Raw genomic sequence first — 15,958 nt, 5'->3', positions numbered from 1 at the left:
ATACTCTACAAAAGGGTCGCGAAAGCGGCCTTTTTTTATGTGCGATTTATTCAGTGTCGGCATAATATTTTTAATACGTTAGAACGCTGCCAACAAAATGCAGCTTGAAAGACGAAGGGTATAGGCCAGGAATAATCCTGGTTATATTATTACTCACTATTCCTCCACATTTTCCCGGTAAAAAGGAAATATATCAGGAGGTGTACTATGAAAAAGATTCTTTCACTGGCGATTATTTTATCTTGTGCTTTTACATCCGTTTCATGGGCTGATGGTCCTGGCGGTAACAATCGCGGTCAGCAACAGGTCTGGCAGAACGATTCCGGCCACGGTGGTCCGGATGGTAACCATCAGCAGGGACCGGGCAAGGGGCCGCAGGCTAACAATCATCAGGGTAACGGTGGCGATCGTGGCCCGGATCGCGGTGGTAATCATTCGTCCGATAATCGCCATCAGGAGCGCCACGAGCAGGATCACTTCGCGTGGAGTGGCCATGATTTCCGCAAAGGCCAGCCGGCTCCGGAACGGTTCCGCGGCAATGATTATCGGGTGAACGACTGGAACGATCGCGGGCTTCCTGCACCGCCGCGTGGGCAACACTGGTCGTATATTGACGGTAACTATGTACTGATTGCGGCTGCGACCGGGATTATTACGTCGATCCTGATTAACGGCGCGCTGAACCACTAACGTTGATCTTATCCCGGAGGCGGTGCTGCGCACCTGTCCGGGCTACAGGTTCCCAATGTTCTGCGGGACGGTAGCCCGGTCAGCGCAGCGCCACCAGGGAAAAATCGCTACACCAGCAGCCCGGTGATACTGTCTGAACTGAGCTGTATTAATCCCTTCCAGCCATAATTGTGTCCGGTTTTATAATGGTGGATGCGTATTTCGCGAATATGCGAGTTAGGATTTTCATCAAGCATTTTCTGTGCGAGCGGCAAAATATCCTCACCGTAATCTTCGAATAACTCACCGGTCGCGATAACTCGCTTAATATTATGAATCGGCGCGGTACAGCAAATTGCAAAATAGAGCGCCCGCGCGGTGGTCATTACGCCAGCGGATATATTATTCACCTCGACGTTAAACGCCGGCTCCAGCCCACCGGGCCAGGGAAGATGCACAATTTCCGGGTAGAAGCCGTTTTCGCCCAACCCCGGTTCGCCGTGGGTGCAGTAGCCATAGCCGAGGCTGCCAAATCCGGGCATAAACGCCACATAAGACTGACCGGGCGAGCTTTTCGCCAGCAGGTAGTTAGTGCAGTGGGCGATATTATAGATGCGGGTTGGCAGGTTTAATTTTTGCTCAAGCAGGGCAGTGAGATGAATATTATTTTCCTGAAATAGCGGACAATAGCGCACAACTCCGGTGAAATGCTCTATCCCGCCCTGTAGCGCGATACTGGCTACGCACAGCGAGCTTCGCGGCAGTTTGGCCTGCTCGCATAGCCGCGCGATACCATCGGCAATAAAGTCTACCAACTCGCCCGGGGTCATTGTCTCCGGCAGGGAAAAATGCAGATCCGCTAACGGCGGCAATTGGGTATTGTAATCATTAAGCGTGCCCTGAAAGCTGCCTTTACGCAGCATAATATTAGCGCTCCAGGCTTTCGCGCTTTTCACTGCTAACAGCTGCTGCGGGCGACCAAAAGTCGGATCTTTGACTTCCCGCTCCTCAATCAATTGTTCATCGAGCAGGCGTGCCGTCAGCTTGGTGATATAGGCTTTAGTAACGCCAAGGCGTTTGGTCATCTCCGCCCGGGATTCCGCTTCGCTATGCAATATATTGAGGATCTGCTGTTTGTAATCCACGCCGTCTCGCCTCTGCCCGCAGGGTTGCTTTAGCGTTCATCATACCATTGCGCTGCATTCCGTTCATCGGGCGGCAATGTATGCCGCCCCAGATGGATTATTTGACCGAAACAATGATCCGTCGATAAGAGGTGAGAGACGGTTTGCCGTTATCGGTCACCGCCAGAATGATATGTTCCGTGCCGTTTCGCAGCGCTTTAACTTCAATCGTTGGTTTACCGTTATCGCTCAGTTCGAGGATAGCGGGGGCCTGCAAATTATCCTCGCCGCGACGTCCTTGCACATCGTTTACCGCCACCGGCTGAGAGCTGGCGGAACCGGCCTCCGGGTAGCGGAACCAGCTATAGCTAAGCTGATTGCCGTCGGGATCTTTACTCCCTGCGGCGCTTAATGTGAACACGTCGCCCGCTTTAGCATCCATATACACCACCTGTTGTCCCTGCTGACCGTTCACCATCACTTGTGGATTATGGTTAGCGGAGGCGTAATCTTTCACTCCCCACGCCATGCGGGCGGCAAAATCGTGCTGGAATGCCTCACGCCAGCGCCAGATGGTGGCCTGATTTGAGGTATAGCGCTTGCCGTCGGCGCCGGTAACCGTATCGGCGGCGTTGGGGTTGCCGGGATAGAAATCGCCGCCGCTGCTCCAGATGGCGCGCGTTTCATGCTGCGGCTGGCGTACGATATAGCGCCCGCCCCAGCCGCCCCAGCCCGGGTTCTGTTCGCTATTCAGGCCGTTGCGGATCAGGCCGAGAAACGCCGGAGTATCGCCTTCCATAATAAACAGGTATTGCAGGTAGCCTTTGCCCATCGGTCCGACGTTGCGGATATTTTCATCCAGCCAGTGTTGGGACACGGTGGTGAAATCCGCCCCCGGCGCGTTGCGATAGTACTGGTCGCCGCTGATGCCTGTCCAGGTGGCGCGGGCATAATCTTCGCCATTTTGGCTGGAAGGATCGACGATGTAAGTGATGTCCGGATAGTGCTCGCGCACCCAAAAACCCGCGTCGTCCTGATCGGAAATCGAGTAGACCACCAGATTACGCGTTAGCGTCTGAACGGTGCTGGCAGGATGTTTCTGTGCCAGGTCTTTCAGCGCTTGCGCCAGAGTATTCGCGCCGCCCCACAGGTTGATAAACAGCGGGCGGTTAGCGTCGGTGCTTTTTTCAATGGCCTTGACCAGCAAGTCGGAACCGGCGGTGTTTTTCCCCTTACCGGTCGCTGCCATGCCGTAGCTGGCAAGCCCCGGCGCAACGACGGCTTTAAGCTGGTCTTCCGTCGGGAACCCGGCGGCATGCTTAAGCAGGTTAGGCTGCACTTCACCGTAATGACCGAGTACCAGATCGATCATATCAGTATGTACTTTTTCCCGTTGCCAGGTGGAGGTTGTTGCCACCAGTCCTTCGATGTTCATCTCGTTGGCATAGAGCAAAAAGCGAGTTAACGACATCTGATCGTCCGGCTCGTTGCCAATGTCAGTTAACACGAAGACGCGCGGGTTTTCCTGATACGGCAGAACCTTACCGGCTATTTCGCTGATGGTCGCGTCGGCGTTTACCGTCAGGGGGGCCGATAACGCCAGCAGCCCGGCCATCGCCAGCCAGACTCCCTGGGCAACTCTATTGTGGGGTTGTTTCATCTTCAAACCTCGATATACCCGTCATACTTCAAGCTGCATGTGCGTTGGCTTTCCTCGCTCACCCCAGTCACTTACTTCAGTAAGCTCCTGGGGATTCCCTGCGTCGCCGCCTTCCTGCAACTCGAATTATTTAGGGTATATACGTTGGTGACTAAGCAAGTGAGTGCAATATAGTTAACAAAGGAAACAAAGTAAAAAGAAAAAGCAAAATTATGTGATCGTGGTAGCGATTTTTTCCAGGTTACAGATGATCTCATGAAAGACGAAAATATTACCTGTAAAGCATTTTATCGAACCTTTATCTGCATCAATGCATTTAATTTATTATTATTGCACTAATAACGTAATGATAATCAGATGATTAGAAAGGATGCTGTTTTGCTCTGCGATATAAAGAAAGAAATTTCGTAAGTAAATCATTATGAATAAATGAGATGGTACCAGCCTCTGTAATAAGAAATGCTGCTTGCATTAAACCTCTGCCAAGTTAAGTTATTAAAACTGAGCACCTATTTTTATATCCCGGAGACCGGCATGACCGATTTTGTTATTCCTGAAATTAAAGCCACTGAAGACGAGATGATTGCTATCCGTCATTATTTACATGCCAATCCGGAATTAAGCCTCGAAGAGTTTAATACCAGTGAGCTGGTGGCCGGGAAACTGACCGAGTGGGGCTATACGGTAACTCGTGAGCTGGCAAAAACCGGCCTGGTAGGGACGTTGCGTAAGGGCGACTCTCCACGCACCATTGGCCTGCGCGCCGATATGGACGCACTGCCGATTTTCGAAGCGACCGATCTTCCCTGGGCCAGCACCGTTGCCGGAAAAATGCACGCCTGCGGCCACGACGGTCACACCACAATTCTGCTGGCGGCGGCGAAATATATCGCTTCTCCGGCCTGCCAGTTTAACGGCACGGTACATCTGATATTCCAGCCTGCGGAAGAAGCTATCGGCGGCGCAGATTTAATGATTAAAGACGGGCTGTTTGAGCGTTTCCCCTGCGAGCGCATCTTTGGCCTGCACAATATGCCGGGTCTGCCGGTGGGGAAACTCGGCTTTTACGCTGGCAACTTTATGGCCTCGGCGGATACGGTCAAAATCACCATTACCGGCTATGGCGGTCACGGCGCGCATCCTGAGCGCACCGTCGACCCCATCGTGACCGGCGCGGCGCTGGTGATGAATCTACAAAGTATCGTGGCGCGTAACGTGCCGCCGGGTGAAACCGCAGTGGTCAGCGTGGGCACCTTCCAGGCGGGTATCGCGTCTAACGTGATTCCTGAAAACGTGGTGATGGAACTGAGCGTGCGGGCGATGAAACCGGAAATCCGCGATCTGCTAATCAAACGTATCAAGGAGCTCGCCGAGTTTACCGCCAAAAGCTACGGCGCCAGCAGCGAAGTCGAGGTTTTTGACTCCTATCCGGTGCTGACCAACAGCGTTGAGGAAACTGAGTTCGCTAAAGCGCTGGCGCTGGAGGTGTTTGGCGAAGAGGGCGTTCTGGAATCGATACCTCCAATGAATGCCAGCGAAGATTTCGCCTTTATGCTGCGGGAGCGCCCCGGCTGCTACTTCCTGCTGGGCAATGGCGAAAAAGGCCGGAAGGGCAGCTGCATGGTGCATAACCCCGGCTACGACTTTAATGATGACATTATTTCCACCGGCGCGACGCTGTTCGCCCGGTTAGTTGAAACACACTGCCGTTGATCTCTGGAGTCCGTAAATAATGAAAAAATCTCTTCTGCTGTGGGTCGCGCTGATGGCCTCAACTTCAGCCCTGGCCGCAGAAAATAAGGAAATTCGCTTTGGCGTTGACCCGACTTTCGCGCCGTTTGAATGGAAAGACCCACAGGGTAAGCTGGCGGGTTTTGATATTGACCTCGGGAACGCGATTTGCGAGCAGCTCCAGGCGAAGTGCGTGTGGGTAGAAAGCAACTTCGACGGCATTATTCCGGCGCTGAAGGCGCGCAAGTTCGACGCGATCCTTTCCGGAATGTATATGACCGAGAAGCGTAAAGAGCAGATTGGCTTTAGCGATAAGCTGTATAACGGCCCGGTATTCCTTGTGGCGCGTAAAAACACGCTGGCCGGGAATACCGTCGAGCAGTTGAAGGGCAAAACCATCGGCGTAGAGCAGGGGTCGGCGCAGGAAACGTACGTCAACCAGCACTGGCGCACGGCGGGAATCAATATTGTTGCCTATCAGGGGGCGGATCGCGTGGTACAGGATTTGGAGTCCGGGCGTATTGATGGCGCGGTGCTTTCCGGGATGATGGCCGACTACAGCTTCCTGCAGCAGCCGCAGGGCAAAGATTTTGCTTTCGTTGGCGGGCATTTGCAGGACGACAAGCTGTTTGGCGCCGGGGCGGCGATTGGTCTGCGTAAAGACGATGAAGCCCTGCGTCAGGAAATTAACGGCGCGATTGCCAAAATTCTCGCCGACGGCACCTATAAAAAGCTAGCAGGGAAATATTTTAGCTTTGATGTCTATTCCGGGACATAATGTTGTTATGCATTCAGCGGGCACGGAAAGCCCGCTTCAAGCTTCCTTTTCTTACTATCCCGTAATTGTCCTTTCCTGACCCTCACGGCGTTCCGAAGGATACTGAATATAAGCGATAAGGAGTGAACGGCATGATGACACGTCCCTTGGGCAAAACCGGATTTTCCATCGCCCCGCTGGTGTTTGGCGGCAACGTTTTTGGCTGGACCATCGATGAAAAAACCAGTTTTGCCATTCTTGATGCGTTTGTAGACCACGGCTTTGATGCTATCGACACGGCGGATGTTTACTCCCGCTGGGCGGATGGTAACCAGGGCGGCGAGTCCGAAGCCATTATCGGTCGCTGGCTGCAGGCGCGGCCAGGCATGCGCGATAAGGTGAAAATTTTCACTAAAGTCGGTTCCGATTTAGGCCTTCCCGGCCATAAAGGACTGAAAAAAGCCTGGATCCAGCAGGCGGTGGAAGATTCGCTGCGCCGCCTGAACACCGATTATATCGACCTTTACTTTTCCCACTGGCCGGACCCGGAAACCCCGGTTGCCGAAACCCTCGACGCGTTCCAGGCCTTACAGCAGGCGGGAAAAATCCGCGCGATGGGGGCCTCGAACCTTGATGCACAGCAGCTTTCGAGCGCCCTGGAAGTCTCGCGCAAAAGCGGTCTACCGGCCTGGCAGGTGCTGCAACCGGAATACAATCTTTATCATCGTTCGGCCTTTGAAGGCGCGCTCTGCGACCTGTGCATCAGCCGCGATATCGGCGTGGTGACCTACTACAGCCTGGCATCTGGCTTCCTGACCGGTAAATACCGTCAGCAGTCCGATCTGGCGCAAAGCCAGCGCGGCGGCGGCATAGGTAAATACCTCAATCCGCGCGGGCTGCGTATCGTCGATACTCTGGTTGAGGTGGCGGAACAACAGAATGCTAAACCTGCCGAAGTCGCGCTAGCCTGGCTAATGAGTCGTGAAGGCGTAACGGCCCCGATTGCCAGCGCCACCAGTATCGCTCAGGTGGAGAGCTTTGCCCGTGCCGCTGCGTTGAACCTCCGCGCTGAACAGCTGGCGCGTCTGGATACCGCCAGCGCGTAGTTTTCGACGCCGGAATCTGTCGAGTTCCGGCGCTTTTCCATCAGCGTTTTGTATTCCATTTTTCCTCATCCTCAGCCAATACCACTGCTCTGAATACCTTTCACCGAAAAATGAAACGTTTTTCCATTCGGAAAAAGACAGGCTTGATTACGATGAGATAATGCGTATAGTTCTCATTCTTCTTTTTGTTTGCAGGCTTTCAGGGAACTACCTGCCTCAGTGACTGCTCACAGGGAAACTTCGAAGGCGTAGGGTGGGGCTCGCTAACGCAAGACCGAAAAAGAGAACATCGGCGGCGGAGTCACCATCGGATCATTGATTTTGTTCAGGATTGATCTTATGAAATACACTCTCCCGGCGTTGGCGCTGGCTATCTCTGCGGTCTTAAGCGGCTGCGCCGCGACTCACACCTCTCCCATTTCTCAACCTGTTGTCGAACAAAAAGCGGAAACCGCCGTACAGCCGCTCAAACGCGAGCTGGCGGAAGGCTTGTATGAAATGGCACTCAGTCCGAAAGGCGATGCGCTGTACGTTGCCAGCGCTGAAGGCTTTAAAGATGTGCAGGGCGGCGCGGTGTACAAGCTGGATCCGGCAACCCTGAAAACTATCGGCATGACCCACACCGATCTGAAAAACTTTGCCGTACAGCTCAGCCCTGACGGCAGTACGCTGTTTGTCACCAACTCGCTGGATGGCGGCATTAGCGCTATCGACACGGCCAACGGCAAAGTCCAAAAACGCCTGCTGTTTAGCGAACGCAATAAAGAAGGTTTCCCGTACGGTGCGCGTCAAATCCTGCTGCTCAATAACACCCTTTACGTTGGCGCAGTCGCCGATCCGGCGCAAATCTGGGTGGTCGATGCCGACACCCTGAAGCTGAAAACGCGGATTAAAAATACCGGCAAATGGATGACCGGCCTGCACTATTCCGCACAAACCGAACGGCTGTACGCGGCAAACGGCGGCGGTGAAATTCTGGTGATTAACCCGCGCGATAACCGTATCGAACACCGCTGGAAGCCGCTGGGCGATAAACCGGCGCTGCTGCTGAACATTGCTGAAGATAGCGCCACCGGTCGTCTGTTCGTCACCGATAACTCCAAAGCTAAAACCACCCTGGTACTCGATATTCACAGCGGTAAGGTGATTAAGCAACTGGAGGTAGGCGACTCGCTGGCGGTGCAGTTCAATCCTAAGCGCAACGAGATTTATATCTCCCAGCGCGAATCTGGCAAAGTTATCAGCCTCGATGGCACCAGCTACGCGCTGAAAAAGTCGTGGGATATTCCGGCTAACCCTAACAGCCTGCTGATTTCCGCTGACGGCCAGACGCTGTTTGTCACCGTTAAGCAGCCGTTCAACAAAGATCATTCGACGAAAGGGCCGGACAGCGTTGTCCGCATTGACCTGACCGCGAAATAAGAAATTTGGGCCCGACGGCGGGCCCCTTGTTTGACTTTCATCACCTATGGGACAAATTATGCTTACCTCTCACTATTCGGCTTTCCCGCTACGGAAAACGCTGCTGGCGTTGACTATTGGCGCTATTACCCATTCAGCCACGGCGGCGGAAAACGACGCTGAACGCAAAAAAACAGAAGAAACGATGGTCGTCCGGGCGACTTCCGACAGCGATTTTAAATCCGGTGGCGATCTGGTGGTGCCTGCCTATCTGGACGGTCAGGTAGCGAACGGCGGCCGTCTGGGGATGCTCGGTGAACAAAATGCGATGGACGTTCCGTTTAGCATCATCGGCTATACCTCGAAGCTGATTCAGGATCAGCAGGCAAAAACCATTACCGACGTGGTGAGCAACGATGCCGGAGTTCAGCCGGTGCAGGGCTACGGTAACTATGCCGAGACCTATCGTATTCGCGGACTCAAATTCGATGGCGATGATATGACCCTGAGCGGCCTGTCCGGCGTGGTGCCGCGTCAGGTGATGGATACCGCTATGCTGGAGCGGGTTGAGATTTTTAAAGGCGCGAACGCCCTGCTCAATGGTGCCGCCAGCTCCGGCGTCGGCGGGATGATTAACCTGGAGCCGAAGCGTGCGGAAGATACCCCGACCGCCAACGTTGGCGTGGACTATACCTCTGATTCTCAGGTCGGTGGTTCGCTGGATTTAGGCCGTCGCTTTGGTGACGATAACCAGTTCGGCGCGCGGGTGAACCTGGTGCATCGTGAAGGCGAGGCGGCGGTCGAGAATGACAAGCGCAGAACCACTCTGGCCGCTATTGGTCTCGACTATCGCGGCGAGCGCTTGCGCAGCTCTTTTGATTTTGGCTATCAGAAGAAAACGTTCCACGGCGGCCCGATGGGCATCAATATTTCAGCCGTTGATTTTATCCCGCGTCTGCCGGGCAATACCCATAACTACACGCAAAAATGGGCTTACAGCGATATCGAAAATGAGTTCGGTATGCTGAGAATGGAGTACGACATTGTCGATAAATGGACTGCCTATGCGTCGCTGGGCGCTCAGCATGCCCATGAAATCGGTCTGTATAGCGCTTCGAAGCTTATCGATCGAGAAGGCAACGCCACGGCGGGTCGTCTGGATACCAACCGCTATATTGATACCGCCAGCGGCATGGCCGGCATTCGCGGCGAGTTCGCTACCGGTTTTGTTTCGCACAAAGTGAACGTTGGCTATTCGGCGAAAACTCAAAATGACCAAACCGCGTGGCGGATGTCTAAGGCTGCCGATAACCCGCTGGTCAATATTTACAATACCCAGCAGGTTGCGCCTCCGGCTAACTCTTCCTTCGGCGGTGACTATTACGATCCGCTCACCAGCGGCCGCACTCGTTCACAGGGCTGGCTGTTGAGCGATACGCTCGGCGTACTGGACGATACGCTGCTGTTTACCGCTGGCGCGCGCCATCAAAAAGTGGTTGTGCGTAACTACGACAAAACCACCGGTCTGCAAAGCGATGCGTATGACGACAGTCGCTGGATGCCAACCTATGGGGTGGTCTACAAGCCGTGGGAGGTTATCTCTTTATACGCCAACCATACCGAAGCTCTTCAGCCGGGCAGCAATGCACCGAACTCCGCCACTAACTACGGTGAAAGTATTGGGATCATCCACTCCAAACAAAACGAAGTAGGGGTGAAGGCAGATTTCGGCCGTATTGGCGGCTCGCTAGCCTTGTTTGAAATTAAAATGCCATCAGCATTCCTCGACAGCAAGAAACACTATGGTCTTGACGGCGAGCAGCGTAACCGCGGCGTTGAATTTAATATCTTCGGTGAACCTTTATATGGCCTGCGTCTTAACGCCAGCGCCACCTGGCTGGAAGCCGAGCTGTCGAAAACCAAAGATGGCATCAACGATGGTAAAACAGCGATTGGCGTGCCGGGGTTCTATGCGGTGCTTGGCGCAGAGTATGATATCAAGCCCATCGACGGTCTGACCGCCACCGCGCGCCTCAACCACTCCGGTTCGCAGTATGCCAATCAGGCGAACACCAAGAAGATTGATAGCTACACCACCTTGGATCTCGGCGTGCGCTATCGCCTGGCGCTTAACGAGAATCAGAACCAGATGACGGTACGGGCGGGGGTGGATAACGTGACGGATGAGAACTACTGGTCCGGAGCTGATGACAGTGGAACCTATTTGTTCCGCGGTGAGCCGCGGACGTTCAAGGTTTCGGTCGGCTACGAGTTCTAAGCAAAACGCTGGGGCGGGCAGGGCTGCTCGCCCCTTGTGATAAATCAATGAACGTATGAAGCCAGGGCATCTGCGGCTTGAAGTATGACGGGTATAAGTGTTACAAGGTGCCCCTTCATATAAACACACAGGGGATCGACGTGAAAGACGCGTCAACGTCGTCGGATGCCGTAGAGGAAAGCGGCCCGACGCTTCACCGCGGTTTACAGAACCGACATATCCAACTTATCGCCCTTGGCGGCGCCATCGGTACCGGCCTGTTTCTCGGCATTGGGCCAGCGATTCAAATGGCGGGACCGGCCGTACTGCTCGGCTACGCCGTCGCCGGGATCGTTGCTTTTCTGATTATGCGCCAGCTTGGCGAAATGGTCGTCGAAGAGCCGGTTTCTGGCTCCTTTGCCCACTTTGCCTATAAATACTGGGGCCCATTCGCGGGCTTTCTTTCCGGCTGGAACTATTGGGTGATGTTTGTGCTGGTGGGGATGGCTGAGCTGACCGCAGCCGGGATCTACATGCAGTACTGGCTACCGGACGTGCCGACGTGGATTTGGGCCGCCGTCTTCTTCATTATTATCAATGCGGTTAACCTCGTTAACGTTCGCCTGTACGGCGAAGCGGAGTTCTGGTTCGCGCTGATTAAGGTGCTGGCGATTATCGGCATGATTGGCTTTGGTCTGTGGATGCTGTTTGGCGGACACGGCGGCAGCAAAGCGGGAATCGATAACCTGTGGAAACACGGTGGCTTCTTTGCCACTGGCTGGCACGGGCTGATTATGTCGCTGGCGGTGATCATGTTCTCCTTCGGCGGTCTGGAGCTTATCGGCATTACCGCCGCCGAAGCGCACAATCCAGAGAAGAGCATTCCGAAAGCGGTTAACCAGGTGGTGTACCGTATTTTGCTGTTTTATATCGGTTCGCTGGTAGTTCTGCTGGCCCTTTATCCGTGGGTGGAAATCAAATCCGACAGTAGTCCATTCGTGATGATTTTCCATAATCTCGACAGTAACGTGGTGGCTTCAGCGCTGAACTTCGTGATTCTGGTGGCTTCGCTGTCGGTCTACAACAGCGGCGTTTATTCCAATAGCCGGATGCTGTTCGGCCTTTCGGTGCAGGGCAACGCGCCGAAGTTTCTTGCTCGCGTCAGCAAGCGCGGCGTACCGGTCAACTCCCTGATGCTTTCCGGGATTATCACCTCGCTGGTGGTGCTGCTTAACTACCTGCTGCCGCAGAAAGCCCTCGGACTGCTGATGGCGTTGGTGGTGGCGACGCTGCTGCTGAACTGGATTATGATCTGCCTGGCGCACCTGAAATTCCGTGCTGCCCAGCGCCGCAAGGGGCGTGAGTCGAAGTTTAAAGCGCTGCTGTCGCCTGCCAGCAACTATTTTTGCATCGCCTTTCTGGGGCTGATCCTGGTGCTGATGTGCACGATCGACGGTATGCGTCTGTCGGCGATTCTGCTGCCGGTGTGGATCCTGTTCCTGTTTGTGGCCTTTAAAACTCTGCGCCGCCCGGCGTAGGGCGTGACAGCCTCGCCGTCCGGCGGGGCTATACCCGTCATACTTCAAGTTGCATGTGCGTTGGCTTTCCTCGCTCACCCCAGTCACTTACTTCAGTAAGCTCCTGGGAATTCACTGCGTTGCCGCCTTCCTGCAACTCGAATTATTTAGGGTATACATTGCCTTTTATTGTGATCTTCTTCGCGCTTAGCGCATTTTCCCCGCGATCTTCTTTTTGTAATCGATTACTTTTCTTTTGAATCTATTTTGTAATCGATTACTTTATTGGGGCGGTCAAAATGGTAACTACAACCGAAGGTCGTGAAAGTGTCCGCGTAACGCACCGTTTTCTGGTGCCGCGGCTGTCGTTAATGATGTTTATGCAGTTCTTTATTTGGGGGAGTTGGTCGGTCACGCTGGGCCTGGTGATGACCCGCTATGAGATGTCATTGCTGATTGGCGATGCTTTCTCTGCCGGGCCGATTGCGTCGATTCTCTCGCCGTTTGTGCTGGGAATGCTGGTTGATCGCTTCTTTGCTTCGCAGAAGGTAATGGCGGTCATGCATCTGGCCGGGGCGGTGATTCTGTGGTTTGTGCCGCAGGCGTTGGTGGCGCAAAACGGTGCACTGCTGATTGGCCTGCTGTTCGGCTACACCCTGTGCTATATGCCGACGCTGGCGCTGACTAACAATATTGCGTTCCACAGCCTGGCGAACGTCGACAAGACTTTTCCGGTGGTCCGCGTTTTCGGCACTATCGGCTGGATTATCGCCGGTATCTGCATCGGCGTGACCGGTATTTCCGATACCACCGGGATTTTCACCCTCGCGGCGCTGTGTTCAGTGGTACTGGCGATTTATAGCCTGACGCTGCCGCACACGCCGGCCCCGGCGAAAGGGACCCCGGTGCAGTTTCGCGATCTGCTGTGCGCCGATGCTTTCGCGCTGCTGAAAACGCGCCACTTCCTGATTTTCTCCTTGTGCGCGACGCTGATCTCTATTCCGTTGGGCACCTACTACGCCTATACCGCCTCTTATCTGGCGGATGCCGGGGTTGCGGACGTCAGCACCGCCATGTCCTTCGGTCAGATGTCAGAAATCTTCTTTATGCTGGTGATCCCGCTGCTGTTCCGCCGCCTGGGCGTCAAATACATGTTGCTGATCGGCATGGCGGCGTGGTTTGTGCGCTACGCCTTCTTTGCGCTGGGCGTTAGCGAAGAGGGGCGCTTCCTGCTTTATCTTGGCATCCTGCTGCACGGCGTGTGCTACGACTTTTTCTTCGTGGTCGGCTTTATCTATACCGACCGCGTGGCGGGCGAGAAGGTCAAAGGTCAGGCACAGAGCATGATCGTGATGTTCACCTACGGCATCGGTATGTTGCTGGGCTCGCAGATTTCCGGCGCGCTATATAACCAACTGGTCGCGGGACAAGCGGTACCGCAGGCGTGGGTGACTTTCTGGTGGATCCCAGCGGTGGCCGCTGCGGTTATCGCACTGATTTTCCTTTTCTCTTTCCAGTACAACGATAAAGAGCAGCATTAATTTTTCAGGAGGTGGTATGAAAACGATCAAGGGACCGGGCATTTTTCTGGCGCAGTTTATCGGCGCGCATGCGCCGTTTAATACGCTGGAAGGGCTAGCGCAGTGGGCCGCTGGTTTGGGATATCAGGCGTTGCAAATCCCCTGCAACCATCCGGCAATTTTCGATGTCGAGCAGGCGGCGGCAAGCCAGACCTACTGCGATGAAGTGAGCGGCATACTGGCAGAATATGGCCTGGCGATCAGCGAGCTTTCAACACACCTTGAAGGGCAACTGGTGGCCGTGCATCCGGCTTATGACGAGGCCTTTGACGCTTTTGCTCCCGCTGTGCTGCGCGGTAACCCGCGGGCGCGCCAGCAGTGGGCGGTGGAGAAAGTACGTCAGGCAGCGGTGGCTTCCGCGCGTTTGGGGCTAAAAGCTCACGCCACCTTTTCCGGAGCGCTGGCGTGGCCTTATTTTTATCCGTGGCCGCCGCATAACCAGCCGCTGCTGGATGAAGCTTTTGACGAACTGGCCCGGCGCTGGCGGCCTCTGCTTGATGTATTCGACGAGCAGGGCGTGGATTTATGCTACGAAATCCATCCCGGCGAGGACCTCCACGATGGCGTGACCTTTGAGCGTTTCCTGCAACGCCTTGATAACCACCCGCGCTGCAATATGCTCTACGACCCCAGCCACCTGCACCTCCAGCAGATAGACTATCTGGCGTACATCGATATCTATCACTCGCGAATAAAGGCGTTTCACGTCAAGGACGCGGAATTCCGCCGCAGCGGGCGCAGTGGAGTCTACGGCGGCTATCAAAACTGGCAGCAGCGGTCGGGGCGTTTTCGTTCGCTGGGCGATGGGCAGATCGATTTCAAAACGATTTTCAGCAAGCTTACCGAATACGATTTTGACGGCTGGGCGGTGCTGGAGTGGGAATGCTGCCTGAAGGATGCAGAGGTTGGTGCGCGTGAAGGCAGCGAGTTTATCCGTCGTCATATCATCCCGGTTTCCGGGCGGGCGTTTGATGATTTTGCCGCAGGCAAGGAGGGGGCAAAATGATTCAAGTCGGTATTATTGGCTCCGGGTTTATTGGCCCGGCGCATCTGGAAGCGCTACGCAGAGTGGGCGATATTGAGGTGGTCGCGCTGTGCGACGGTAACCTGGAGATGGCGCAGCAGAAGGCGCGACAGCTTAACGTGGCTAATGCCTACGGTAGCGTTGAGGCATTGTTGGCGCACCCCGGATTGCAGGTGGTGCATAACTGCACGCCGAACCATCTGCATGCGCAGATTAACCGACAGATCCTCTCAGCCGGGCTGCACGTCTTTTCTGAAAAGCCGCTGTGCATGACGCCGGAAGAGGCGCGTGAACTGGTGGCGCTGGCAGAACGTGCAGGAGTGGTCCACGGTGTTAGTTTTGTCTATCGCCAGTTTGCGATGGTGCAGCAGGCAGCAGTGATGATGCGCAATGGCGATGTCGGGAGGCTGTTTGGCGTACACGGCAGCTATCTCCAGGACTGGATGCTGCTGGAAACAGACTATAACTGGCGGGTCGATTCGGCGCAGGGTGGCGCATCGCGGGCGGTGGCGGATATCGGCTCCCACTGGTGCGATACGGTGCAGTTTATGACCGGCCGACGCATCGTAGAGGTGATGGCTGATCTGTCTATCGTCTGGCCGACGCGCAAAGCGCCCGTTGCCGGGGATGCCACTTTTAGCCAGCATAGTGACGATGTACGTTATGAAGAACGTCCCGTCGATACTGAAGATATGGGGTCGGTACTGTTCCGTTTTGATGATGGCAGCAAAGGCTGCTTCACCGTCTCACAGGTGAGCGCCGGGAGAAAAAATGGCCTGACGGTAGAGATCAACGGCAGTCAATGCTCTCTGGCCTGGGATCAGGAAGTACCACAGCGTCTATGGATAGGGCATCGCCAGCGGCCAAACCAGCTGCTGAGCGACGACCCAAGCCTGATGCAGGGTGAGGTCGCCGCCAGCGCTCATTTTCCTGGCGGGCATATCGAAGGTTGGCCCGATGCGTTTAAAAATATGATGCTGAGCTTTTATCAGGCGGTTCGTGCAGGAAAGATGCCGGAAGAGCGGTCGCGGCGCTTTGCGTCGTTTTATGAGGGCGCGGACGTGATGTACATCATTGATGCAATAGTGAAAAGCCATCAGCAGCAGCGCTGGGTGAGGGTGGCAAGGTAACG

Annotated in this window: 12 protein-coding genes; 10 read left to right on the top strand and 2 right to left on the bottom strand. The window is 54.8% G+C overall.

Annotation, left to right across the window (positions count from 1 at the left end):
• Positions 1-207 precede the first annotated feature (207 nt).
• Complete coding sequence (locus DA718_RS20850; protein ID WP_112215339.1) at positions 208-690, top strand: RcnB family protein; 483 nt, start codon at positions 208-210, stop codon at positions 688-690.
• 107 nt (positions 691-797) lie between these two features.
• Here DA718_RS20850 and DA718_RS20845 read toward each other — a convergent pair whose 3' ends face one another.
• Both DA718_RS20845 and DA718_RS20840 read right to left on the bottom strand, forming a co-directional pair.
• A complete protein-coding gene (locus DA718_RS20845; protein ID WP_112215338.1) occupies positions 798-1,814 on the bottom strand; it encodes an ROK family protein in 1,017 nt (338 codons plus the stop codon).
• A 97-nt stretch (positions 1,815-1,911) separates the two neighbouring features.
• Positions 1,912-3,453, bottom strand: a complete 1,542-nt coding sequence (locus DA718_RS20840; protein WP_112215337.1) for a DUF1593 domain-containing protein — start codon at positions 3,451-3,453, stop codon at positions 1,912-1,914.
• Between the two features lie 534 nt (positions 3,454-3,987).
• On the opposite strand from DA718_RS20840, the gene DA718_RS20835 reads away from it, so the two are divergent.
• The 9 genes from DA718_RS20835 to DA718_RS20795 all read left to right on the top strand — a co-directional run bounded on the left by DA718_RS20835 (position 3,988) and on the right by DA718_RS20795 (position 15,956).
• Positions 3,988-5,166, top strand: coding sequence for a M20 aminoacylase family protein (locus DA718_RS20835; protein WP_112215408.1), 1,179 nt, complete (start codon positions 3,988-3,990; stop codon positions 5,164-5,166).
• 19 nt (positions 5,167-5,185) lie between these two features.
• On the top strand, positions 5,186-5,962 hold the full coding sequence (locus DA718_RS20830) for an ABC transporter substrate-binding protein (RefSeq protein WP_110273196.1): 777 nt from the start codon (positions 5,186-5,188) through the stop codon (positions 5,960-5,962).
• Positions 5,963-6,093: 131 nt separating this feature from the next.
• Positions 6,094-7,047 (top strand): aldo/keto reductase, encoded by a 954-nt coding sequence (locus DA718_RS20825; RefSeq protein WP_112215336.1) that lies wholly within the window; start codon positions 6,094-6,096, stop codon positions 7,045-7,047.
• A gap of 339 nt (positions 7,048-7,386) precedes the next feature.
• Positions 7,387-8,469, top strand: coding sequence for a YncE family protein (locus tag DA718_RS20820; protein ID WP_112215335.1), 1,083 nt, complete (start codon positions 7,387-7,389; stop codon positions 8,467-8,469).
• A gap of 46 nt (positions 8,470-8,515) precedes the next feature.
• Positions 8,516-10,726, top strand: a complete 2,211-nt coding sequence (locus DA718_RS20815; RefSeq protein WP_112215334.1) for a TonB-dependent receptor — start codon at positions 8,516-8,518, stop codon at positions 10,724-10,726.
• A 140-nt stretch (positions 10,727-10,866) separates the two neighbouring features.
• Positions 10,867-12,243 carry a phenylalanine transporter gene (pheP, locus tag DA718_RS20810; RefSeq protein ID WP_112215333.1) on the top strand — a complete coding sequence of 459 codons (1,377 nt, stop codon included), beginning with the start codon at positions 10,867-10,869 and terminating at the stop codon, positions 12,241-12,243.
• A gap of 278 nt (positions 12,244-12,521) precedes the next feature.
• Positions 12,522-13,763 carry an MFS transporter gene (locus DA718_RS20805; RefSeq protein WP_112215332.1) on the top strand — a complete coding sequence of 414 codons (1,242 nt, stop codon included), beginning with the start codon at positions 12,522-12,524 and terminating at the stop codon, positions 13,761-13,763.
• Between the two features lie 16 nt (positions 13,764-13,779).
• The gene (locus DA718_RS20800) at positions 13,780-14,808 is read left to right on the top strand and encodes a sugar phosphate isomerase/epimerase family protein (protein WP_112215331.1); all 1,029 of its coding nucleotides are present in this window, start codon (positions 13,780-13,782) and stop codon (positions 14,806-14,808) included.
• Entirely contained in the window at positions 14,805-15,956 is a 1,152-nt protein-coding gene (locus DA718_RS20795; RefSeq protein WP_112215330.1) for a Gfo/Idh/MocA family protein, read from the top strand. The genes DA718_RS20800 and DA718_RS20795 overlap by 4 nt, the downstream gene beginning before the upstream one ends.
• The last annotated feature ends 2 nt before the right edge of the window (positions 15,957-15,958 follow it).

It is taken from the genome of Klebsiella huaxiensis (assembly GCF_003261575.2).
GTDB lineage: Bacteria > Pseudomonadota > Gammaproteobacteria > Enterobacterales > Enterobacteriaceae > Klebsiella > Klebsiella huaxiensis.
The sequence above is the reverse complement of the archived record's forward strand: the minus strand, read 5'-3'. Positions and strand labels throughout refer to the sequence as shown.

Coding starts and splice junctions, on each gene's coding strand:
- DA718_RS20830 (WP_110273196.1), top strand. CDS start 5,186: ATGAAAAAATCTCTTCTGCTGTGGGTCGCGCTGATGGCCTCAACTTCA.
- DA718_RS20815 (WP_112215334.1), top strand. CDS start 8,516: ATGGGACAAATTATGCTTACCTCTCACTATTCGGCTTTCCCGCTACGG.
- DA718_RS20800 (WP_112215331.1), top strand. CDS start 13,780: ATGAAAACGATCAAGGGACCGGGCATTTTTCTGGCGCAGTTTATCGGC.
- DA718_RS20805 (WP_112215332.1), top strand. CDS start 12,522: ATGGTAACTACAACCGAAGGTCGTGAAAGTGTCCGCGTAACGCACCGT.
- DA718_RS20795 (WP_112215330.1), top strand. CDS start 14,805: ATGATTCAAGTCGGTATTATTGGCTCCGGGTTTATTGGCCCGGCGCAT.
- DA718_RS20850 (WP_112215339.1), top strand. CDS start 208: ATGAAAAAGATTCTTTCACTGGCGATTATTTTATCTTGTGCTTTTACA.
- DA718_RS20820 (WP_112215335.1), top strand. CDS start 7,387: ATGAAATACACTCTCCCGGCGTTGGCGCTGGCTATCTCTGCGGTCTTA.
- DA718_RS20835 (WP_112215408.1), top strand. CDS start 3,988: ATGACCGATTTTGTTATTCCTGAAATTAAAGCCACTGAAGACGAGATG.
- DA718_RS20825 (WP_112215336.1), top strand. CDS start 6,094: ATGATGACACGTCCCTTGGGCAAAACCGGATTTTCCATCGCCCCGCTG.
- DA718_RS20840 (WP_112215337.1), bottom strand. CDS start 3,453: ATGAAACAACCCCACAATAGAGTTGCCCAGGGAGTCTGGCTGGCGATG.